Source organism: Staphylococcus sp. HMSC62D11 (assembly GCF_001839145.1).
Classification (GTDB): Bacteria; Bacillota; Bacilli; order Staphylococcales; family Staphylococcaceae; genus Staphylococcus; species Staphylococcus lugdunensis.
On the sequence record NZ_KV840181.1, the window covers coordinates 25,023 to 45,606 of the forward strand.

Consider the following 20,584-nt stretch of genomic DNA (forward strand, 5'->3'; position numbering starts at 1 on the left):
TGCTATAACTCTAAATCTCGTGTCATTTCCACCATTTGAGTGTAAATATCATAATAAATATAATTAAATGCCATTGAGTGTGGTTGGACAATTTTATCGTAATCTTCAGTATAGACGATAGGTCTCGGTGTCGATAAGTTAATAAAATGTAGTAAGTGTTCTGGGAAATCGTCTGATTTAGGGCGATTACTAACGAGTACAATATCAATATCGCGCTGAAGTAAAGCGGATATATCTTGAGCAACAGCTTCATTATAAAAAGGTGAAAATAAAAATACTCTATCTGTTGTATCTAAATCATCAAAACTGTTTAATGTTGAGAGTTGACGACTCGATCGCAAACGTTCTTGGCTTTGTAATATAAAGGGCTCAAAAAATGCCAAATCTTCATATCCTTTAATATAGACAAAACCTTCTCCACCAATAGCTTGTACGATACATTGAGCAGCCATTTGAATTTCCATAGCTTGTTTTTCTATGCGATTAAAAATACCAGTTAGCTGTGTATTTAATATTTTAGACATTTAAATCCTCCATTCTATGATAATAGTGTAAAACGATGCAATATAATATTCAATAAGTTAGATACTTTAATAATGACATTGTAGGCTATGATAAATGATAAAAACATATATTCAGAAAACAAAGTATATTCCAATGCATTACTAATATAAATTTGGTATAATAAACAAACAAATCGTGCATATGCACAACAAGGAGGAACTTTCATGCCTTTAGTTTCAATGAAAGAAATGTTAATCGATGCAAAAGAAAATGGTTACGCTGTGGGTCAGTACAACTTAAATAATTTAGAATTTACTCAAGCAATTTTAGAAGCATCTCAAGAAGAAAAAGCACCAGTTATTCTTGGAGTTTCAGAAGGTGCAGCACGCTATATGAGTGGTTTTTACACTGTAGTAAAAATGGTTGAGGGCTTAATACATGATTTAAATATCACGATTCCTGTGGCAATACATTTAGACCATGGTTCAAGCTTTGATAAGTGTAAAGAAGCGATTGATGCTGGTTTCACCTCAGTGATGATTGATGCTTCACACAGTCCGTTTGAAGAAAATATTGAAATCACATCAAAAGTGGTTGAATATGCGCATCAACATGGTGTATCTGTTGAAGCTGAATTAGGAACGGTTGGTGGTCAAGAAGATGATGTTGTTGGCGGCATAATCTATGCTGATCCTAAAGAATGTCAAGAGCTTGTTGAAAAAACTGGAATAGATGCTTTAGCACCTGCCTTAGGTTCTGTTCATGGACCGTATAAAGGCGAACCTAAATTAGGATTTAAAGAAATGGAAGAAATTGGAGCTTCAACTGGTTTACCATTAGTACTACATGGTGGTACTGGTATCCCTACTAAAGATATTCAAAAAGCAATTCCATATGGAACAGCAAAAATTAATGTTAATACTGAAAACCAAATTGCATCTGCAAAAGCGGTACGCGATGTATTAAATAAAGACCAAGACGTTTATGATCCACGTAAATATCTAGGACCAGCGCGTGAAGCAATTAAAGAAACGGTAAAAGGTAAAATTAGAGAATTTGGTACTTCTAATCGTGCGAAATAAGTGCAACATAAAAAAGTCATTGAGCCTACGGGTTTAATGGCTTATTTTTTATGCTATAATAAATGAAGAATTTTACTAAACGATAATTAAACTTATTACATTATAAAAAATTGGGGGAGCTGGCGATATTATATATTAGCTGGACTACTAAATGTAATAAAAACAAAGCAGCGAAGTACAATATTTATAATGTTAAATATTGTATTTTGTTGAATGGATTATGTACAATTTTATTAAATATCTAGAGAAACAAAGGAGATTAATCATATGACTCAAGAGGTAATCAAAATTCGTGGTGGTCAAACGCTTAAAGGAGAAGTCAATATTAGTGGTGCAAAAAATAGTGCGGTTGCTATCATACCAGCTACTTTACTTGCACAAGGTAAAGTGCAATTAGACGGATTACCACAAATCTCTGATGTAGAAACGCTAGTAAGCTTATTAGAGGATTTAAATATTAAAACACAACTTAATGACACAGTTTTAGAAGTTGATACTACTGAAATTAAAAATGCACCATTGCCAAATAATAAAGTTGAATCATTGCGAGCTTCTTATTATATGATGGGGGCGATGTTAGGTCGCTTTAAAAAATGTGTGATTGGCTTGCCTGGTGGCTGTCCGCTTGGACCTCGCCCGATTGACCAACACATCAAAGGTTTTAAAGCATTAGGCGCAGAAATTGATGAATCAAGTGATACTTCTATGAAAATAGAAGCAAAGGAACTTATAGGAACTACTATCTTTTTAGATATGGTAAGTGTTGGTGCGACAATCAATATTATGCTTGCTGCTGTACATGCTAAAGGCCAAACGATTATTGAAAATGCAGCTAAGGAACCAGAAGTAGTAGATGTAGCTAATTTTTTAATGAGCATGGGTGCTAACATCAAAGGTGCTGGTACAAGTACATTAAAAATTAAAGGCGTTGATGCATTACATGGTTCTGAATATCAGGTGATACCCGATAGAATCGAAGCGGGAACTTATATGTGTATGGCGGCTGCTTGTGGACAAGAAGTAAAGATAAATAACATTGTACCTAAACACGTTGAAGCTTTAATGGTTAAACTACAAGAATTAGGTGTTGATATTACAGTAGAAGATGAATATGCAATCATAAAAGGTAAAGCAAAATATAAAAATGTAGATATTAAAACATTGGTTTATCCAGGGTTTGCTACAGATCTTCAACAACCGATTACACCATTATTATTTAAAGCAAGTGGGCCTTCTTTTGTCACAGAAACAATCTATCCAGCTCGTTTCAAACATGTAGAGGAATTACAACATATGGGGGCTAATATTGAAGCAGATGAAGTAACCGGTACTGCCACAATTAAACCTTCAACACTTCATGGTACAGAAGTCTATGCAAGTGATTTACGCGCAGGTGCTTGTCTAATTATTGCAGGATTGATTGCTGAAGGGGTAACGACCATTTATAATGTTAAACATATCTACCGAGGATACACAGATATAGTAGAGCATTTAGAACAGCTAGGCGCAGATATTTGGACGGAGAAAGTTGATTAGTGATATACTATTTATATCGAAGTTGTACAATTCATTGGATAATTATTAATGAGCAAACGTATGGGAAATAAATTAAAAATGCAAGTTTAGTAAGTATCAACATAGAAGCAGATAGAATTGAGGTGAGCATATTGGAAATTTGTCCTTATTTAGAAGAAACCTTTAAAATTGTAGGAAGAAGTTGGAACGGTTTAATTATTAATTATTTATCGAGATGCGAACAACATTCTGCACATTTTTCAGATATGAAACGAGATTTAAAAACGATAACGCCAAGAGCATTAAGTATTAAACTTACAGATTTAGCCGAATGGGGACTCGTTGAAAAGAAAATTATTTCAACAAGCCCAGTGTCAATTATTTATGAACTAACCAACAAAGGTCAAGCTTTAGCGGAAGCACTAGTGCCTATAGAAAAATGGGCGCAATCATATATTGAATTAGAAGAACCACAACAGAATTAATTTTAAATACAGCGCTCCTTTCAAAGCAGATGATAAATCATATAGCTATGAAGGGAGTACTTTTTGTATCTTAGCAGGTTATGTTAATGCAGGTCATTGAGCGCTAATTAATATTTATGAGTTGCTGTCACTTTTTAACGATTAACTATTTAATATAATCGTTCTCGCATGAGCAATAAGATGTTTGAAATTAGCGGACAATGGTTATTAAAGTACTATGACTTAAATTACTAAGGAGTGAATATGCAATGAGAAATTTCACTAAACAATATATAAACGGTGAATGGGTTGAAAGTGCGAGCAATGAAACAATAGACGTTATTAATCCAGCCACTGAAGAAGTAATCGGTAAAATAGCAAAAGGAAATAATGAAGATGTTAATAAAGCTGTCCAAGCTGCAGATGATGTTTATTTATCATTTAGACATAGTAGCGTGGATGAAAGAAAAGCATTGTTAGATAAAATTGTTGCTGAATATAAGAATAGAAAAGACGATATCGTTGATGCCATTACAGATGAACTAGGTTCACCTATTACAGTATCAGAAAATGTACATTATCAAATGGGACTTAACCATTTCCAAGCTGCACGAGATGCTTTAGATACTTTCCAATTTGAAGAACAACGTGGTGATGATTTAGTTGTTAAAGAGGCAATTGGTGTTGCTGGTTTAGTCACACCTTGGAATTTCCCAACAAATCAAACATCACTTAAATTAGCGGCAGCGTTTGCAGCAGGTAGTCCTGTCGTGTTAAAACCGTCTGAAGAGACACCTTTTGCAGCAATTATTTTAGCTGAAATTTTCGATAAAGTAGGCGTTCCTAAAGGTGTATTTAACTTGGTAAATGGCGACGGTGAAGGCGTTGGTACACCATTAAGTGAACATCCAAAAGTAAGAATGATGTCTTTCACAGGTTCTGGTCCAACAGGTGCCAAAATAATGGAAAAAGCTGCGCATGATTTTAAAAAAGTGTCACTTGAATTGGGAGGTAAATCACCTTATATCGTCCTTGATGATGTTGATATTAAAGAAGCTGCAAAAGCAACAAAAGGTAAAGTTGTTAATAATACAGGACAAGTGTGTACAGCTGGAACAAGAATATTAGTTCCTAATAGTATTAAAGAAGAATTTTTAACGGCTTTAAAAGAAGAGTTCAGTCAAGTAGTGGTAGGAGATCCTCGTAATGAGGACACTGAAGTTGGTCCAATAGTAAGCAAAAAGCAATTTGATACGGTACAATCCTATATTGATAAAGGCATTGCTGAAGGTGCAGAATTGTTTTACGGAGGTCCTGGCAAACCTGAAGGCTTGGATGTTGGCTATTTTGTTCGTCCAACAGTATTTGTCAATGTTGATAATCAAATGACAATTGCACAAGAAGAAATATTCGGTCCGGTTGCCTCTGTGATCACGTATAATGATCTAGATGAAGCTATTCGTATAGCAAATGATACAAAATACGGTCTGGCTGGTTATGTGATTGGGCAAGATAAAGACACATTAATTAAAGTAGCTCGTAGCATTGAAGCTGGCACGGTAGAAATTAATGAAGCAGGCAGAAAACCAGATTTACCATTCGGCGGTTATAAACAATCAGGAATTGGACGCGAATGGGGCGATTATGGTATTGATGAATTCTTAGAAATCAAGTCTATAGCTGGATATTATAAATAATTTAAATTTTAATTTAAAAATAAAAAGAAACAGTGCAATGAACGTTTAATGTTCATTGTGCTGTTTTATTTTGTCTATAGTTAATAAAATCATTTTGTAATTAAAATGAAAATTTGCTATATTTAATCTAGTGTTTAACGTCATTTTGTTTTTGGCGTTTATAAAAATATAATGAAATGGGTGCAATCTATGCCTGAAAGATTAAGAACATCACCGCAATATGAGTCATTTCATGAACTCTATAAAAATTATACAACGAAAGATTTAACGCAAAAAGCAAAAGATTTAAAGTTATCTAATTACAGTAAATTAAATAAAAAAGAATTAGTATTAGCCATTATGGAAGCCCAGATGGAAAAAGATGGGAATTATTACATGGAGGGTATTTTAGATGATATCCAGCCAGATGGTTATGGTTTTTTAAGAACAGTTAACTACTCAAAAGGGGAAAAAGATATTTACATATCTGCGAGCCAAATTCGTCGCTTTGAAATTAAACGTGGCGACAAGGTGACTGGGAAAGTTAGAAAGCCAAAAGATAATGAAAAGTATTATGGTCTATTACAAGTAGATTTCGTCAATGATCAGAACGCCGAAGAAGTAAAAAAACGTCCTCACTTCCAAGCTTTAACTCCACTTTATCCGGAAGAACGTATCATTTTAGAAACTGATTCTCACAACTATTCAACAAGAATTATGGATTTAGTTACACCAATTGGCCTTGGTCAACGTGGACTTATTGTTGCACCACCCAAAGCTGGTAAAACATCGTTATTAAAAGAAATAGCTAATGCAATTAGTGTGAATAAACCTGAAGCAAAATTATTTATTTTACTTGTAGGTGAACGTCCTGAAGAAGTCACTGACATTGAACGATCAGTGGAATCTGCTGAAGTAGTAAACTCGACGTTTGACGAACCTCCAGAACACCATACTAAAGTTGCTGAACTTTTATTAGAACGTGCTAAGCGTTTAGTTGAGATAGGGGAAGATGTTATCATTCTCATGGATTCCATTACACGTCTAGCAAGAGCATACAACTTAGTTATACCTCCTAGTGGCCGTACTTTATCTGGTGGATTAGACCCAGCTTCGTTGCATAAGCCAAAAGCTTTCTTTGGCGCTGCACGTAATATAGAAGCTGGTGGCAGTTTAACCATTTTAGCGACAGCTTTAGTAGATACGGGATCACGAATGGACGATATGATTTACGAAGAGTTTAAAGGTACTGGTAATATGGAACTTCACTTAGACAGAAAATTAGCAGAACGTCGTGTATTCCCTGCTATTGATATTGGACGAAGCTCAACACGTAAAGAAGAATTGCTTATTAGTAAATCAGAGTTGGATTCATTATGGCAATTGCGCAATATGTTTACAGATTCAACTGATTTTACTGAGCGATTTATTCGTAAGTTAAAACGTTCTAAATCAAACAAAGAATTTTTTGAGCAATTACAGCAAGCTGCAAAAGAAAGTACTAAAACAGGAAAACCAATTATTTAATAATCTGCTTTAAAGGGTTGCGTTTTAGTATCAAAGCTATTATACTTATCAAGTATTGGGTAAAAACTCACAAATAACTCTGTTCCAGATGGTTCAGGGCAAAGGAGCTGAAAATAATGAAACAAGGAATTCATCCTGAATATCACAAAGTTATCTTTTTAGATACTACTACAGACTTCAAATTTTTAAGTGGTTCTACTAAGACTTCATCAGAAACAATGAAATGGGAAGATGGAAATGAATACCCAGTTATTCGTTTAGACATTTCTTCTGATTCACATCCTTTCTACACAGGACGTCAAAAATTCGCTGCTGCGGATGGTCGTGTGGAACGATTCAACAAAAAGTTTGGTCTCAAATCAAACAACAACTAATAGTGAATATCAACTGTCTGCGTAATCTATCTATAAAGAGATGCAGACAGTTTTTTGTATTTTTACATATCTAAGTACGATATTGTAATCGTGCTAAAGTTTATATAATTGAATAAATTTAATTAAATTCTGAATAACTTGTAGTAGTAAAATATGATATAATTAAGCGATTATGTTTTTAAAAAAGGGTGGAACTAACATGTATGAGACATATCACTCTGGGTGGATTGAGTGTATAACTGGTAGCATGTTTAGCGGTAAATCAGAAGAGCTGATTCGTCGACTTCGTAGAGGAATTTATGCTAAACAAAAAGTAGTTGTGTTCAAGCCAGCAATCGATAATCGCTACCATAAAGAAAAAGTGGTATCACATAATGGTAATGCTATTGAAGCGATTAATATTGTAGCTGCCAAAGAAATATTATCACAAGATTTAATGAATGTTGATGTGATAGGTATCGATGAAGTACAGTTTTTTGATGATCAAATTGTTGATATAGCTGAGCAACTAGCTGAAAATGGACATAGAGTTATTGTTGCAGGGTTAGACATGGATTTTAAAGGTGAACCATTTGAGCCAATGCCAAAACTATTAGCGGTCAGCGAGCAAGTTACGAAATTACAAGCTGTTTGCGCAGTTTGTGGTTCGCCATCAAGCCGAACTCAGCGATTGATAAATGGCCAACCGGCTAAAATAGATGACCCTATTATACTCGTTGGGGCTAATGAAAGTTATGAACCAAGATGTAGAGCGCATCATATTATAGCACCAAGTGATGATGAGAAGGAGGAATTGTAGTGTTTGATCAACTAGATATTGTTGAGGAACGATATGAACAATTAAATGAGATGTTAAGTGATCCAGACGTTGTAAATAACGCGGATAAATTAAGAAAGTATTCTAAGGAGCAGGCCGAGTTACAAAAAACAGTTGATGTTTATCGAGAATACAAAAATAAAAAAGAAGAATTATCAGATATAGAAGATATGTTATCTGAAACGGATGATAAAGAAGAAATTGAAATGTTAAAAGAAGAGAGCTCTAATTTGAAAGATGCCTTGCCTTTACTTGAAGAAAAATTAAAATTCTTGTTAATCCCTAAAGATCCAAATGATGACAAAGATGTAATCGTTGAAATACGTGCGGCAGCCGGTGGAGATGAAGCGGCAATTTTTGCTGGCGATTTAATGAGAATGTATACGAAATATGCAGAAGCAAACGGATTTAGAACAGAAGTAGTTGAAGCAACAGAGAGTGATCATGGTGGTTACAAAGAGGTCAGCTTCCAAGTATCAGGTGCCGGAGCATATAGCAAACTTAAATTTGAAAATGGCGCACATCGTGTTCAACGTGTTCCTGAAACAGAGTCAGGTGGTAGAATTCATACGTCTACAGCAACAGTTGCAGTATTACCTGAAGTAGAAGATGTAGAAATTGAAATTCGCAATGAAGATTTGAAAATTGATACGTATCGTTCCAGTGGTGCAGGGGGGCAACACGTTAATACGACAGATTCAGCAGTAAGAATCACACATATTCCTACAGGTGTCATTGCCACATCATCAGAAAAATCTCAAATTCAAAATAGGGAAAAAGCACTTAAAGTATTAAAAGCTCGTTTGTATGATATGAAGTTACAAGAAGAGCAACAAAAATATGCAGCACAGCGTAAATCAGCTGTCGGAACAGGAGACCGTTCAGAGCGTGTTAGAACCTACAACTATCCACAAAGTAGGGTCACTGATCATAGAATTGGATTGACACTTCAAAAACTAGATCAAATTATGGAAGGTAAATTAGATGAAATTATAGATGCTTTAACGCTTTCTGAACAAACTGAAAAGCTGAAAGAACTTAACAATGGTGAACTTTAAAGATAAGTTAACAGAAACAATCCAATCAACCTCACAAAAAGGGTTTGAACAGTCACGTGCAGAATGGTTAATGCTAGATTTGTTTCATTGGACGAGAACAGATTATTTAATGCATATGTATGATGAAATGACTATTGCACAAGAAACCAAATTCAATTTGGCTGTGCAACGTATGCTATTAGGTGAACCAATACAGTACATAGTTGGTTTTCAGTCGTTTTATGGTTATTCGTTTAAGGTTAATGAAAACTGTTTGATTCCTAGACCAGAGACTGAGGAGGTAATGCTCCATTTTCTTAATGGTTGTCATTCTCAAGGAAGCATAGTTGATGTGGGAACTGGAAGTGGTGCAATCGCTATTACGATCAAAAAGCTCAATCCGCAATTGAAAGTCATTGCCACTGATTTATATAAAGAGACCTTGACTATTGCACAAGAAAATGCAAGTTATTTAGACGCTGATATTATCTTTATGCAAGGTGACGTGTTAAAGCCACTGATTCAAAAGAATATAAAAGTTGATGGCTTAATCTCTAATCCACCATACATTAGTGAAAAAGAAACATGTCAAATGACAAATACAGTTTTAAAATACGAACCGCATCATGCACTATTTGCAGAAAATAACGGTTTTGCAATCTACGAAGCGATTTTAGATGACTTACCAAAAGTATTAAATGAAGATGCGTTTGTAACCTTTGAAATTGGTTATCAGCAAGGTCTTCAATTAAAACAGCTTGTATTACAACGTTATCCAAAGTTAGACGTTAAGGTAACGAAAGACATAAATGGTTTAGATCGAATTGTCTCATTTAAGTGGATATAGGTGAAAGACTAACAGTACCGAGGGATGTTTGATAAACTTAGTTAAAACCTTTTTATTATAATTAATGATAAAGGATTTGATAGAACGATGAAGACACAAATTTGGGATATGCGTCAATATAGTCATCATAGCGAGGATTATCCATACTTAGATGAAATCAAGCATGTATATGAACAAGGTGGGTTAATCGCGCTTCCAACTGAGACAGTCTATGGGTTAGGTGCTAATGCAAAGGATCAAGAGGCAGTAACAAAGATTTATGAGGCAAAGGGTAGACCTAGTGATAATCCATTAATTGTTCATATCTATGACCAGCAACAATTAACGCCTTTTATTGAAACAATAACCGATAAAGTACAAATACTAATGAATTATTTTTGGCCTGGTCCTATCTCATTTATTTTACCTTTAAAAAGAGGCTATTTATGTGAAAAAGTCACTGGTGGTTTAGATTCAATTGCAGTTAGAATGCCAAGTCATCCAATTGGGAGAGCTATTTTGAAATATGTTGATTTACCTATAGCTGCGCCGAGCGCGAATACGAGTGGGAAACCATCTCCAACAACATTTGACCATGTTTACCATGATTTAAATGGAAAAATCGACGGTATTATTAATGGCGATCAAAGTGAAGAAGGATTAGAAAGTACAGTTTTAGACTGCACTACATATCCGTTTAAAATAGCAAGACCTGGGGCGATTACGCAGTCTATGATTAACGCAATTTTGCCTGATGCAGTTGTTGACAGTAATTATAATGATATGGTTCGGCCCATTGCACCAGGCATGAAGTATAAACATTATGCACCTGACACACCAGTGACGATTGTAAAAATGAAGGGTAAACATATACCAGAAATCATGGACAAGGAACATGCTGCATTCATTTTTCCTGAAGTCTATCGCCAACAAATACCTTCTGAAAGCCTATTTATACCTTTGTGCAAAGATGACCAGGATATTAAAACAGCTAATCATAATTTATATAAAATTTTACATGACTTAGATAACATGGATCATGTTCACAAGGCCTATATTTATGGTTTTGATATTAATGATGACACGCAAGCTATTATGAATCGTATGCTAAAAGCCGCTGCGAATAGAATGATAGGTGAGTGAGAGTAATGAGAATTATTTTTGTCTGTACAGGTAATACATGTCGAAGTCCGATGGCGGAGAGCATAGCGAAGCATCTTTTACCAGAGCATCAGATAGAATCTAGAGGTTTGTTTGCTGTGCCACAACAAACAATTTCTAAACATGCCCAAACAATACTTGAAAAACATCATTTGGAATTGCCTACAAATGCGCAGCCTTTTACTAAAGATGATTTAACTGCAGACCTTATATTAACTATGACACAGGAACATCTTGGATTATTAATCCAATCGTTTGGCTCGTATCCTCAAATGGATACATTATCTCATTTTGTACAAGAAACAGGAGATATCAAGGATCCATATGGTTTATCGTTAGATGTTTATGAAGAAACATACCAACAATTAGCGCGTAAAATTAACAAGATAGTTAAGGATAAGCTTGTGTAAAAATCTTTTACAATTAGTATATGTTGGTAAAGAAATAAGTTATAATAAAGGAGTATAGCAAATTGCTATGTTCCTTTTTATTTTATGCAAAAGGTGGGTGTTTTTAAAATGCAAGAGTTAACAACATTATTAAGCGAATTAAAATCCCAATCCTTTTTCAAAAAGGGGGAAATCGTTGTTATTGGTTGTTCAACATCGGAAGTGTTAGGTGAGAAAATAGGTTCAGTTGGCTCAATGGAAGTAGCGCAAGAAATATTTACTCAATTGCAGCAAGTTCAAGAAGAAACGGGTGTATCATTTGCCTTTCAAGGCTGTGAACACATCAATAGAGCTATTACCATTGAACGCAAAAATTTCAATCCACTTACAATGGAAGAAGTGACAGTGGTGCCGGATGTCCATGCTGGAGGTAGCCTTGCAACATATGCCTATCGTCACATGCAAGATCCTATCGTTGTTGAACACATTACAGTGCCTAAGGGTATTGATATTGGTCAAACACTTATTGGTATGCATTTGAAACATGTGTGTGTGCCAGTGCGTACAACTGTTGACAAAATTGGTGAAGCAGTTGTAACGATTGCAACTTCACGTCCTAAAAAGATTGGTGGAGAAAGAGCGAAATATGAATAGTTGATGAAAGAAGGGTAGTGCTATGTCTTATATCGAAAAGCAAGATAAAGCCATTTTTGATGCCATACAAAGTGAATATAATCGTCAAAATAATAACATTGAATTAATTGCCTCTGAAAATTTTGTTTCAGAAGCTGTTATGGAAGCTCAAGGTTCAGTGTTGACGAACAAGTATGCTGAAGGTTATCCAGGGCGACGTTATTATGGTGGTTGTGAATATGTGGATGTAACTGAAACGATAGCAATTGAACGTGCTAAAGCATTGTTTGGAGCCGAACATGTTAATGTACAGCCGCATTCAGGTTCACAAGCCAATATGGCAGTATATCTTGTAGCTTTAAACATGGGAGATACAGTTTTAGGAATGAATTTGAGTCACGGTGGTCACTTAACACATGGGTCTCCCGTCAATTTTAGTGGTCAATTTTACAATTTTGTTGAATATGGTGTGAATGAGGAAACAGAATTGCTTGATTATGAAGCGATTCGACAACTCGCAGTGCAACATCAACCCAAATTAATCGTTGCCGGTACATCAGCTTATTCAAGAACAATTGATTTTAAAAAGTTCAAAGAAATTGCTGATGAAGTTGGTGCAAAATTAATGGTTGATATGGCACATATTGCAGGTCTGGTAGCTGTTGGTTTGCATCCCAATCCTGTACCATATGCAGATTTTGTAACAACAACTACTCATAAAACATTAAGAGGACCTCGTGGTGGCTTAATATTGTGTAAGGAAGAATATAAAAAAGACATAGACAAAGTAATCTTTCCTGGTATTCAAGGTGGCCCATTACAACATGTCATTGCGGCAAAAGCCGTAGCGTTTGGTGAAGCATTGAATCAGAATTTTAAAGCATATCAACAACAAGTGATTGATAACGCGCGTGTTTTGGCAGAAACATTACAACAAGAAGGTTTTAGAATTGTGTCAGGAGGCACGGATAATCATTTAGTTGCAGTAGATGTTAAGGGCTCGGTCAACATTACTGGTAAGGAAGCCGAATCATTACTCGATTCCGTTGGTATTACTTGTAATAAAAACACAATCCCATTTGATCAAGAGAAAGCATTTGTAACAAGTGGAATCAGATTAGGTACACCAGCAGTGACGACTCGAGGATTTGATACCGACGCTATCAAGGAAGTTGCACTAATCATAAGTCTTGTACTAAAAAATCCCAATGATGCAGAGAAAATAAAAGAAGCAACAAAACGTGTGAGTGCATTAACTGCTAAACACCCGTTGTACGAATAAGTTTAACTGGAGGAAATGTAAATGAGTAAAGTACACGTATTTGATCATCCGTTAATTCAACATAAATTGAGTTATATTCGTGATGTAAATACCGGAACAAAAGAATTTAGAGAGCTTGTGGATGAAGTAGGTATGCTCATGGCGTATGAAGTAACAAGAGACTTAGAGTTACAAGATGTAGAAATAGAAACGCCAGTTACAAAAATGACCGCTAAACGTTTAGCTGGGAAAAAGCTAGCTGTTGTACCTATTTTGCGCGCAGGCCTAGGTATGACGGATGGTGTTTTATCTTTAGTTCCAGCTGCAAGAGTGGGACATATTGGACTATATAGAGATCCACAAACATTAAAAGCAGTAGAATATTTTGTTAAACTGCCACAAGATATCGATGAACGTCAAATAATCGTTGTAGATCCAATGTTAGCTACAGGTGCATCTGCTATTGAAGCAATTACTTCATTGAAAAAACGCGGAGCCAAAAATATTAGATTTATGTGCTTGATTGCTGCGCCAGAAGGTGTAGAAAAAATGAAAGAAGCACACGATGATGTGGATATTTACATTGCAGCTTTAGATGAAAAACTAAATGACAAAGCTTATATTACACCAGGTTTAGGCGATGCTGGAGATAGATTGTTTGGTACAAAATAGTAACTGGTAGTTAGTTATGACTGATGTTAATACGTGTCGTTAGCAAGTGAACTAGTGTTAACTAAAAGGGTTGCCACATGACTTTTAGCAATATTGACCAAACAGCCTTAGAATTTGCTAAAAAAGATGATTAAATGTGTCGGTTTTGTGTCGTAAACGATGTCATTTGTAACATCTCTATGAATAGAATTGACACACAATTGTTTACTATATTATTATTGAGATTGTATGAGTGGAACGGTTTACATGGTTGATATAAGTTGTTTGGAGGCACACTTTAATGTTGCGTTTTAGCTTCATTTTTAAACAATTTATACAATATTATCTTTATTCATTGATAATATTGTATATTTTGTATCTAATATGGTCTTCACCATATATTCTAGGTATGATTCTTGGTTTAATAGGTTCTTTAATAAATACCTTCATCTTTGAAATTTACTTAGCGCGAGCGAAACAACCGGATACAATACATATTTCAACGGGCAGCGTTTGGCGTTATTTAGTTGCACTTGTCGTTTGTGCCTTCTGGTATTTATTTAAGGATGAAATGAATATTCTTGGTGTTGTAGTAGGTCTTATGATTTCTTATGTTTTAATCATACTTCGCCCTCTACTTGTAAGGGAGTAAAATTTAAAAGTGAAAGAGGTGAGATTATGGATCATAAATCACCAAAGGTAAGTTGGGACGTATTCGGTTTCGATATTGTTTTTAACTTGTCTAGCATTTTAATGTTAGTGATTACCGCTGCAATTGTGTTCCTTATAGCTATCATCTGTACGCGTAATCTACAAAAGAGACCTACAGGTAAACAAAATTTTATTGAATGGGTTTTTGATTTTGTCAGAGGTATTATAGAAAGTAATTTAGCGTGGAAAAAAGGTGGTCAATTCCACTTCTTAGCAGTCACATTGATATTATTCATCTTTGTTGCCAACATGTTAGGATTACCATTCTCTATCGTGACACATGAGCATTACTTGTGGTGGAAATCACCAACAGCAGACGCGACTGTAACACTGACGTTGTCTACCATGATGATTTTACTCACACATTACTATGGTGTTAAGATGCGCGGTGGTAAAGCTTATGTTGGCAATTATTTTAAGCCGTTCTGGCCAATTGTAATTATAAACGTTTTTGAAGAGTTTTCATCTACGTTAACACTTGGTCTTCGTTTGTACGGTAACATTTTTGCTGGGGAGTTACTGTTATCATTATTAGCAGGGCTTGTATTCCAACAACCATATTGGGGTTGGATCATTAGCTTACCTGGCTTAATCATCTGGCAAGGATTCTCAATCTTTGTTGGAACTATCCAAGCATATATTTTCATTATGCTTTCAATGGTTTATATGTCCCATAAAGTATCGGACGCACACTAATAACTAACAAATTTTAGGAGGAATTATTAATATGGGTTTAATCGCAGCAGCAATTGCAATCGGTCTATCAGCACTAGGTGCAGGTATTGGTAACGGACTTATCGTTTCTAGAACAGTTGAAGGTGTAGCACGTCAACCAGAAGCACGTGGCCAATTGATGAGTATTATGTTTATTGGTATCGGCTTAGTTGAAGCTTTGCCAATCATTGGTGTAGTTATTGCATTCATGACATTACTTAGATAAGAAACACTAAAGGCGAAGTCTCTTTGACCTTCGCCATTCATTTTATTTGATGACCAAGTGATGATTATTAACGAAAGGAGTGTCATATGCCGTGACTGCTTTAACTCACACATTCGTTTTTGGTGCAGCAATCAAAGATGTGGAATGGGGAACAATTATTGTAACATTAGCTACTTTCGCCATTTTATTAGCACTTTTGAAAAAATTTGCTTGGGGTCCATTAAAAGAAGTAATGGATAAACGTGAGCGAGACATTAATAAAGATATTGATGACGCTGAACAAGCAAAAGAAAATGCTCAAAAACTTGAAGAAGAAAATCAAAAAACATTAAAAGAGACACAAGAAGAAGTACAACGTATTCTTGAAGACGCGAAAGTTCAAGCGCGTAAGCAACAAGAAGAGATTATTCATGAAGCCAACGTACGAGCGAATGGCATGATTGAAACCGCACAAAGCGAAATCAACAGTCAAAAAGAACGTGCATTAGCTGATATCAACAATCAAGTATCTGAACTATCAGTATTAATTGCTTCTAAAGTACTCCAAAAAGAAATCTCAGAACAAGATCAAAAAGCGTTAGTTGATAAGTATATAAAAGAGGCAGGCGATAAATAATGGCAAATGTAGCACAAAAATACGCCAAAGCCCTATTTGATGTATCAGTTGACCAAGATATCTTAGATGATATATTTAATGAATTTAAAACTGTCAGTAATGTGGCTAGCACACAAATTGATGAATTAAAAGCTTTCGATGAAAATCCTACACGCTCTGCAAGGGACAGACATACGTTTGCAGTTAATGTTTTTGGTGAAGTAAATGACTATTTGAAAAATATGATGTTTGTGTTAGCGAATAATCGTCATTTAGCTTTAATAAATGATATTTTTAGTTCATTTCAAAAACTATACAACAAGAAATATAATCAAGATTTTGCAGAAGTAGAATCAGTATATGAACTTGATGAAGAGGAACTTGCTCAAATTGAGAAAGTGATTACACAACAAATGAATTTATCTCACGTTATACTTACTACTAAAATTAATCCGGAATTAATTGGTGGTATACGCGTGAAGGTTGGAACAACTGTTATTGATGGCAGTGTTAAAAATGACCTTCAACAATTAACAACGAAATTTAAAAGATCGAATTAATAAAAGAGGAGTGACATAGATGGCCATTAAAGCTGAAGAAATCAGTGCATTACTTCGCTCACAAATCGAAAATTATGAGTCTGAAGTCTCAGTAACTGATGTTGGTACCGTTCTTCAAATCGGTGACGGTATTGCATTAATTCACGGACTAAACGATGTTATGGCTGGTGAGTTAGTAGAATTCCAAAATGGCGTACTTGGTTTAGCACAAAACCTTGAAGAATCAAATGTAGGGGTTGTAATTTTAGGACCATATACTGATATCACTGAAGGTGATGAGGTTAAACGTACAGGACGTATCATGGAAGTTCCAGTTGGTGACGAATTAATTGGTCGTGTCGTAAATCCATTGGGTCAACCTATTGATGGGCAAGGTCCAGTAAATACGGATAAAACACGTCCAGTAGAACAAAAAGCAACAGGTGTAATGGACCGTAAATCAGTTGATGAACCATTACAAACAGGAATTAAAGCGATTGATGCGCTAGTTCCTATTGGTAAAGGTCAACGTGAATTAATCATTGGTGACCGTCAAACTGGTAAAACGACAATTGCAATAGATACAATCTTGAATCAAAAAGGCCAAGATACTATTTGTATTTACGTAGCTATTGGTCAAAAAGATTCTACAGTGAGAGCGAACGTTGAAAAATTAAGACAAGCTGGTGCTTTAGATTATACAATTATCGTCTCAGCTTCTGCAGCTGAACCAGCACCATTATTATATATTGCACCTTATTCTGGCGTAGCCATGGGTGAAGAGTTTATGTTTAATGGTAAAGACGTCTTAATTGTATATGATGATTTAACAAAACAAGCCGCTGCATATCGTGAATTATCATTATTATTACGTCGTCCGCCAGGTCGTGAAGCTTATCCAGGTGACGTTTTCTATCTACATAGTAGATTATTAGAACGTGCAGCTAAATTAAATGATACATTGGGTGGCGGTTCAATTACGGCTTTACCAATTATCGAAACACAAGCTGGGGATATTTCAGCATATGTACCAACTAACGTAATTTCAATTACAGATGGACAAATCTTTTTACAATCAGATTTATTCTTCTCAGGTGTGCGACCAGCGATTAATGCAGGACAATCCGTATCTCGTGTAGGTGGTTCTGCTCAAATCAAAGCAATGAAGAAAGTTGCCGGAACGTTACGTCTTGATTTAGCTTCATATAGAGAATTAGAATCATTTGCTCAATTTGGTTCTGACTTAGATGAATTTACAGCACGCAAATTAGAACGTGGTAAACGTACGGTAGAAGTATTAAAACAAGACCAAAACAAGCCGCTTCCAGTAGAGAATCAAGTTTTGATTATTTATGCACTTACTAAAGGATATTTAGATGATATTCCTGTTGAAGATATTATTCGTTTTGAAGATGAATTAAATCAATGGGCTAAATCGAATGCGGCTGAATTGTTAAGTGAAATTAGAGAAACAAAATCATTACCTGACGGTGAAAAATTTGAACAAGCGATTAATGAATTCAAGAAAAGTTTCAGTAAATCAGAATAATTAAAGTTAAGTTCGAAAAGGTGGTGAGATAATGGCTTCTCTAAAGGAAATTGATGGTCGAATTAAATCGACTAAGAAAATGAAACAAATTACTAAGGCAATGAACATGGTTTCAAGTTCTAAATTGCGTAGAGCGGAAAAGAATACGAAACAGTTTCAACCTTATATGGAAAAAATGCAAGATGCTATAACTGCGATTGCAGGTGCTAATTCAAATTCAAGTCATCCTATGTTGCGACCTCGCGAAGTACACCGTACAGGCTATCTAGTTATAACTAGTGATAAAGGCTTAGCCGGTGCCTATAGTGCTAACGTACTAAAAAAATTAGTTAACGATATTACTAGCAAGCACGCGGATGCCAGTGAATATTCAATTGTGGCTTTAGGTCAAATAGGTGTAGACTTTCTTAAAACACGGAATTATGACATTGAAGATTCACTTGTAGATGTTCCAGACCAACCTTCTTTTAAATCGATACAATCCATTGCAAAACATGCAATTGATTTGTATACGGAAGGACATATCGACGAACTTAAAATTTATCATAGCCATTATGTCAGTGTTCTTGAGAATAAGCCAACGGTTAAACAAGTTCTACCTTTATCTCAAGAAGATTCTAGTCAAGGCCAAGGTCAAATGTCATCATACGAATTTGAACCTGATAAAGAAGCAATATTAAGCGTTATTTTACCTCAATATGTAGAAAGCTTAATATATGGCACGATATTAGATGCCAAAGCAAGTGAACATGCGGCACGTATGACTGCTATGAAAAATGCATCTGATAATGCTACTGAACTTATTGACGACTTATCATTAGAATATAACAGAGCAAGACAAGCTGAAATCACGCAACAAATTACAGAAATCGTAAGTGGTTCTGCTGCATTAGAATAATTATTTAAAGGAGGAAACAACATGGGAATTGGCCGTGTAACTCAAGTTATGGGTCCTGTAATTGATGTCCGTTTTGAACATAATGAAGTGCCTGAAATAAATAATGCGCTCATTGTTGAAATTCCTAAAAGTGATACAACAATCAGTTTAACACTTGAAGTTGCTTTGCAATTAGGTGACGATGTTGTACGTACTATTGCAATGGATTCAACTGATGGTGTTCAACGTGGTATGGAAGTTCAAAACACAGGTAAAGACATCAGTGTACCTGTTGGAGATGAAACATTAGGAAGAGTATTTAACGTTTTAGGAGAATCTATTGATTTAGAAGAAAAGCTAGATGACTCTGTGCGTAGAGATCCAATTCATAGACTAGCACCTAAATTTGATGAATTATCTACAGAAGTAGAAATTCTTGAAACTGGTATTAAAGTTGTTGATTTATTAGCACCATATATTAAAGGTGGTAAAGTTGGATTGTTTGGTGGTGCCGGAGTAGGTAAAACGGTATTAATTCAAGAATTAATCAACAATATTGCTCAAGAACATGGTGGTATTTCTGTGTTTGCCGGAGTAGGTGAACGTACACGTGAAGGTAATGACTTATATTATGAAATGAGCGATAGTGGCGTAATTAAGAAAACAGCGATGGTATTTGGCCAAATGAATGAACCACCTGGTGCACGTATGAGAGTTGCGTTATCTGCCTTAACAATGGCTGAATATTTCCGTGACGAGCAAGGACAAGACGTATTGCTGTTTATCGATAATATATTCCGTTTTACACAAGCAGGTTCAGAAGTATCTGCATTACTTGGACGTATGCCATCTGCCGTTGGTTATCAACCAACATTGGCTACAGAAATGGGACAATTGCAAGAAAGAATTACATCTACAAATAAAGGTTCTGTAACATCTATTCAAGCTGTATTCGTTCCAGCCGATGACTATACTGACCCAGCGCCAGCGACAGCATTTGCTCACTTAGACTCAACGACTAACTTAGAACGTAAATTAACCGAAATGGGTATCTATCCAGCAGTTGATCCACTTGCTTCAACATCAAGAGCATTAGAACCTTCAATCGTTGGTCAAGAGCACTATGATGTAGCACGTCAAGTGCAATCAACGTTACAAAAATATAGAGAATTACAAGATATTATTGCTATTTTAGGTATGGATGAATTATCTGAAGAAGATAAACAAACGGTTGAACGTGCAAGACGTATTCAGTTCTTCTTATCTCAAAACTTCCATGTAGCTGAACAATTTACAGGTCAAAAAGGCTCTTATGTACCAGTTAAAACAACTGTTCAGGATTTTAAAGGCATTCTTGATGGTAAATATGATCATATTCCTGAAGATGCATTCCGTTTAGTTGGAAGTATGGAAGATGTACTTGCAAAAGCTAAAGATATGGGTGTTGAAGTCTAAT

The 20,584-nt window shown here is 35.4% G+C and carries 23 protein-coding genes; 22 read left to right on the plus strand and 1 reads right to left on the minus strand.

Annotated elements, in window-relative coordinates:
* Window positions 1-2: 2 nt before the first annotated feature.
* Window positions 3-524, minus strand: a complete 522-nt coding sequence (locus HMPREF3267_RS02625; protein ID WP_002461255.1) for a DUF2529 family protein — start codon at window positions 522-524, stop codon at window positions 3-5.
* Between the two features lie 204 nt (window positions 525-728).
* Here HMPREF3267_RS02625 and fdaB point away from each other — a divergent pair, with 204 nt between their 5' ends.
* The 22 genes from fdaB to atpD all read left to right on the plus strand — a co-directional run bounded on the left by fdaB (window position 729) and on the right by atpD (window position 20,583).
* Complete coding sequence (gene fdaB, locus HMPREF3267_RS02630) at window positions 729-1,586, plus strand: class IIb fructose-bisphosphate aldolase FdaB (RefSeq protein ID WP_002461254.1); 858 nt, start codon at window positions 729-731, stop codon at window positions 1,584-1,586.
* Between the two features lie 267 nt (window positions 1,587-1,853).
* Window positions 1,854-3,122 carry a UDP-N-acetylglucosamine 1-carboxyvinyltransferase gene (locus HMPREF3267_RS02635; RefSeq protein ID WP_002461253.1) on the plus strand — a complete coding sequence of 423 codons (1,269 nt, stop codon included), beginning with the start codon at window positions 1,854-1,856 and terminating at the stop codon, window positions 3,120-3,122.
* Between the two features lie 131 nt (window positions 3,123-3,253).
* Entirely contained in the window at window positions 3,254-3,586 is a 333-nt protein-coding gene (locus HMPREF3267_RS02640) for a winged helix-turn-helix transcriptional regulator (RefSeq protein ID WP_002478952.1), read from the plus strand.
* Window positions 3,587-3,834: 248 nt separating this feature from the next.
* Entirely contained in the window at window positions 3,835-5,262 is a 1,428-nt protein-coding gene (locus tag HMPREF3267_RS02645; RefSeq protein ID WP_002492362.1) for an aldehyde dehydrogenase family protein, read from the plus strand.
* A 189-nt stretch (window positions 5,263-5,451) separates the two neighbouring features.
* Window positions 5,452-6,768 carry a transcription termination factor Rho gene (gene rho, locus HMPREF3267_RS02650; protein ID WP_002478954.1) on the plus strand — a complete coding sequence of 439 codons (1,317 nt, stop codon included), beginning with the start codon at window positions 5,452-5,454 and terminating at the stop codon, window positions 6,766-6,768.
* A gap of 116 nt (window positions 6,769-6,884) precedes the next feature.
* The gene (locus HMPREF3267_RS02655; protein WP_002461247.1) at window positions 6,885-7,142 is read left to right on the plus strand and encodes a type B 50S ribosomal protein L31; all 258 of its coding nucleotides are present in this window, start codon (window positions 6,885-6,887) and stop codon (window positions 7,140-7,142) included.
* 199 nt (window positions 7,143-7,341) lie between these two features.
* Window positions 7,342-7,941, plus strand: coding sequence for a thymidine kinase (locus HMPREF3267_RS02660; RefSeq protein WP_062077899.1), 600 nt, complete (start codon window positions 7,342-7,344; stop codon window positions 7,939-7,941).
* Window positions 7,941-9,017 carry a peptide chain release factor 1 gene (prfA, locus tag HMPREF3267_RS02665; protein WP_002461245.1) on the plus strand — a complete coding sequence of 359 codons (1,077 nt, stop codon included), beginning with the start codon at window positions 7,941-7,943 and terminating at the stop codon, window positions 9,015-9,017. The genes HMPREF3267_RS02660 and prfA overlap by 1 nt, the downstream gene beginning before the upstream one ends.
* The gene (gene prmC / locus HMPREF3267_RS02670; RefSeq protein WP_062077897.1) at window positions 9,004-9,843 is read left to right on the plus strand and encodes a peptide chain release factor N(5)-glutamine methyltransferase; all 840 of its coding nucleotides are present in this window, start codon (window positions 9,004-9,006) and stop codon (window positions 9,841-9,843) included. The genes prfA and prmC overlap by 14 nt, the downstream gene beginning before the upstream one ends.
* A gap of 87 nt (window positions 9,844-9,930) precedes the next feature.
* Entirely contained in the window at window positions 9,931-10,965 is a 1,035-nt protein-coding gene (locus HMPREF3267_RS02675) for an L-threonylcarbamoyladenylate synthase (RefSeq protein ID WP_002461242.1), read from the plus strand.
* Between the two features lie 5 nt (window positions 10,966-10,970).
* Complete coding sequence (locus HMPREF3267_RS02680) at window positions 10,971-11,393, plus strand: low molecular weight protein arginine phosphatase (RefSeq protein ID WP_002478958.1); 423 nt, start codon at window positions 10,971-10,973, stop codon at window positions 11,391-11,393.
* A 108-nt stretch (window positions 11,394-11,501) separates the two neighbouring features.
* Window positions 11,502-12,026, plus strand: a complete 525-nt coding sequence (locus HMPREF3267_RS02685; protein ID WP_070647985.1) for a TIGR01440 family protein — start codon at window positions 11,502-11,504, stop codon at window positions 12,024-12,026.
* Between the two features lie 22 nt (window positions 12,027-12,048).
* Window positions 12,049-13,287 carry a serine hydroxymethyltransferase gene (gene glyA / locus HMPREF3267_RS02690; protein WP_002492366.1) on the plus strand — a complete coding sequence of 413 codons (1,239 nt, stop codon included), beginning with the start codon at window positions 12,049-12,051 and terminating at the stop codon, window positions 13,285-13,287.
* Between the two features lie 21 nt (window positions 13,288-13,308).
* Window positions 13,309-13,938: a uracil phosphoribosyltransferase gene (gene upp, locus HMPREF3267_RS02695; protein ID WP_002461237.1), complete on the plus strand. Its 630-nt coding sequence runs from the start codon at window positions 13,309-13,311 to the stop codon at window positions 13,936-13,938.
* Between the two features lie 280 nt (window positions 13,939-14,218).
* Window positions 14,219-14,569: an ATP synthase subunit I gene (locus HMPREF3267_RS02700; protein ID WP_002478961.1), complete on the plus strand. Its 351-nt coding sequence runs from the start codon at window positions 14,219-14,221 to the stop codon at window positions 14,567-14,569.
* A 26-nt stretch (window positions 14,570-14,595) separates the two neighbouring features.
* A complete protein-coding gene (atpB, locus tag HMPREF3267_RS02705) occupies window positions 14,596-15,324 on the plus strand; it encodes a F0F1 ATP synthase subunit A (RefSeq protein ID WP_002461235.1) in 729 nt (242 codons plus the stop codon).
* Between the two features lie 31 nt (window positions 15,325-15,355).
* Window positions 15,356-15,568 (plus strand): F0F1 ATP synthase subunit C, encoded by a 213-nt coding sequence (gene atpE, locus HMPREF3267_RS02710; protein WP_002461234.1) that lies wholly within the window; start codon window positions 15,356-15,358, stop codon window positions 15,566-15,568.
* A 91-nt stretch (window positions 15,569-15,659) separates the two neighbouring features.
* Window positions 15,660-16,184: a F0F1 ATP synthase subunit B gene (locus HMPREF3267_RS02715; protein ID WP_002461233.1), complete on the plus strand. Its 525-nt coding sequence runs from the start codon at window positions 15,660-15,662 to the stop codon at window positions 16,182-16,184.
* Window positions 16,184-16,723, plus strand: a complete 540-nt coding sequence (locus HMPREF3267_RS02720; protein WP_002478964.1) for a F0F1 ATP synthase subunit delta — start codon at window positions 16,184-16,186, stop codon at window positions 16,721-16,723. The genes HMPREF3267_RS02715 and HMPREF3267_RS02720 overlap by 1 nt, the downstream gene beginning before the upstream one ends.
* A 19-nt stretch (window positions 16,724-16,742) precedes the next feature.
* A complete protein-coding gene (gene atpA, locus HMPREF3267_RS02725; protein ID WP_002461230.1) occupies window positions 16,743-18,251 on the plus strand; it encodes a F0F1 ATP synthase subunit alpha in 1,509 nt (502 codons plus the stop codon).
* Window positions 18,252-18,282: 31 nt separating this feature from the next.
* Window positions 18,283-19,149 carry an ATP synthase F1 subunit gamma gene (gene atpG / locus HMPREF3267_RS02730; RefSeq protein ID WP_002461229.1) on the plus strand — a complete coding sequence of 289 codons (867 nt, stop codon included), beginning with the start codon at window positions 18,283-18,285 and terminating at the stop codon, window positions 19,147-19,149.
* A 21-nt stretch (window positions 19,150-19,170) separates the two neighbouring features.
* Window positions 19,171-20,583, plus strand: coding sequence for a F0F1 ATP synthase subunit beta (gene atpD / locus HMPREF3267_RS02735; RefSeq protein WP_002461227.1), 1,413 nt, complete (start codon window positions 19,171-19,173; stop codon window positions 20,581-20,583).
* Window position 20,584 lies beyond the last annotated feature (1 nt).

Excerpts from the sequence above, each read along its gene's own strand:
- fdaB (WP_002461254.1), top strand. The coding sequence starts at position 729 with ATGCCTTTAGTTTCAATGAAAGAAATGTTAATCGATGCAAAAGAAAAT.
- HMPREF3267_RS02625 (WP_002461255.1), bottom strand. The coding sequence starts at position 524 with ATGTCTAAAATATTAAATACACAGCTAACTGGTATTTTTAATCGCATA.
- HMPREF3267_RS02660 (WP_062077899.1), top strand. The coding sequence starts at position 7,342 with ATGTATGAGACATATCACTCTGGGTGGATTGAGTGTATAACTGGTAGC.
- atpB (WP_002461235.1), top strand. The coding sequence starts at position 14,596 with ATGGATCATAAATCACCAAAGGTAAGTTGGGACGTATTCGGTTTCGAT.
- HMPREF3267_RS02655 (WP_002461247.1), top strand. The coding sequence starts at position 6,885 with ATGAAACAAGGAATTCATCCTGAATATCACAAAGTTATCTTTTTAGAT.
- prmC (WP_062077897.1), top strand. The coding sequence starts at position 9,004 with ATGGTGAACTTTAAAGATAAGTTAACAGAAACAATCCAATCAACCTCA.
- HMPREF3267_RS02635 (WP_002461253.1), top strand. The coding sequence starts at position 1,854 with ATGACTCAAGAGGTAATCAAAATTCGTGGTGGTCAAACGCTTAAAGGA.
- upp (WP_002461237.1), top strand. The coding sequence starts at position 13,309 with ATGAGTAAAGTACACGTATTTGATCATCCGTTAATTCAACATAAATTG.
- HMPREF3267_RS02645 (WP_002492362.1), top strand. The coding sequence starts at position 3,835 with ATGAGAAATTTCACTAAACAATATATAAACGGTGAATGGGTTGAAAGT.
- atpE (WP_002461234.1), top strand. The coding sequence starts at position 15,356 with ATGGGTTTAATCGCAGCAGCAATTGCAATCGGTCTATCAGCACTAGGT.
- atpA (WP_002461230.1), top strand. The coding sequence starts at position 16,743 with ATGGCCATTAAAGCTGAAGAAATCAGTGCATTACTTCGCTCACAAATC.
- HMPREF3267_RS02680 (WP_002478958.1), top strand. The coding sequence starts at position 10,971 with ATGAGAATTATTTTTGTCTGTACAGGTAATACATGTCGAAGTCCGATG.
- HMPREF3267_RS02720 (WP_002478964.1), top strand. The coding sequence starts at position 16,184 with ATGGCAAATGTAGCACAAAAATACGCCAAAGCCCTATTTGATGTATCA.
- HMPREF3267_RS02675 (WP_002461242.1), top strand. The coding sequence starts at position 9,931 with ATGAAGACACAAATTTGGGATATGCGTCAATATAGTCATCATAGCGAG.
- HMPREF3267_RS02700 (WP_002478961.1), top strand. The coding sequence starts at position 14,219 with ATGTTGCGTTTTAGCTTCATTTTTAAACAATTTATACAATATTATCTT.
- atpD (WP_002461227.1), top strand. The coding sequence starts at position 19,171 with ATGGGAATTGGCCGTGTAACTCAAGTTATGGGTCCTGTAATTGATGTC.
- glyA (WP_002492366.1), top strand. The coding sequence starts at position 12,049 with ATGTCTTATATCGAAAAGCAAGATAAAGCCATTTTTGATGCCATACAA.
- atpG (WP_002461229.1), top strand. The coding sequence starts at position 18,283 with ATGGCTTCTCTAAAGGAAATTGATGGTCGAATTAAATCGACTAAGAAA.
- HMPREF3267_RS02685 (WP_070647985.1), top strand. The coding sequence starts at position 11,502 with ATGCAAGAGTTAACAACATTATTAAGCGAATTAAAATCCCAATCCTTT.
- rho (WP_002478954.1), top strand. The coding sequence starts at position 5,452 with ATGCCTGAAAGATTAAGAACATCACCGCAATATGAGTCATTTCATGAA.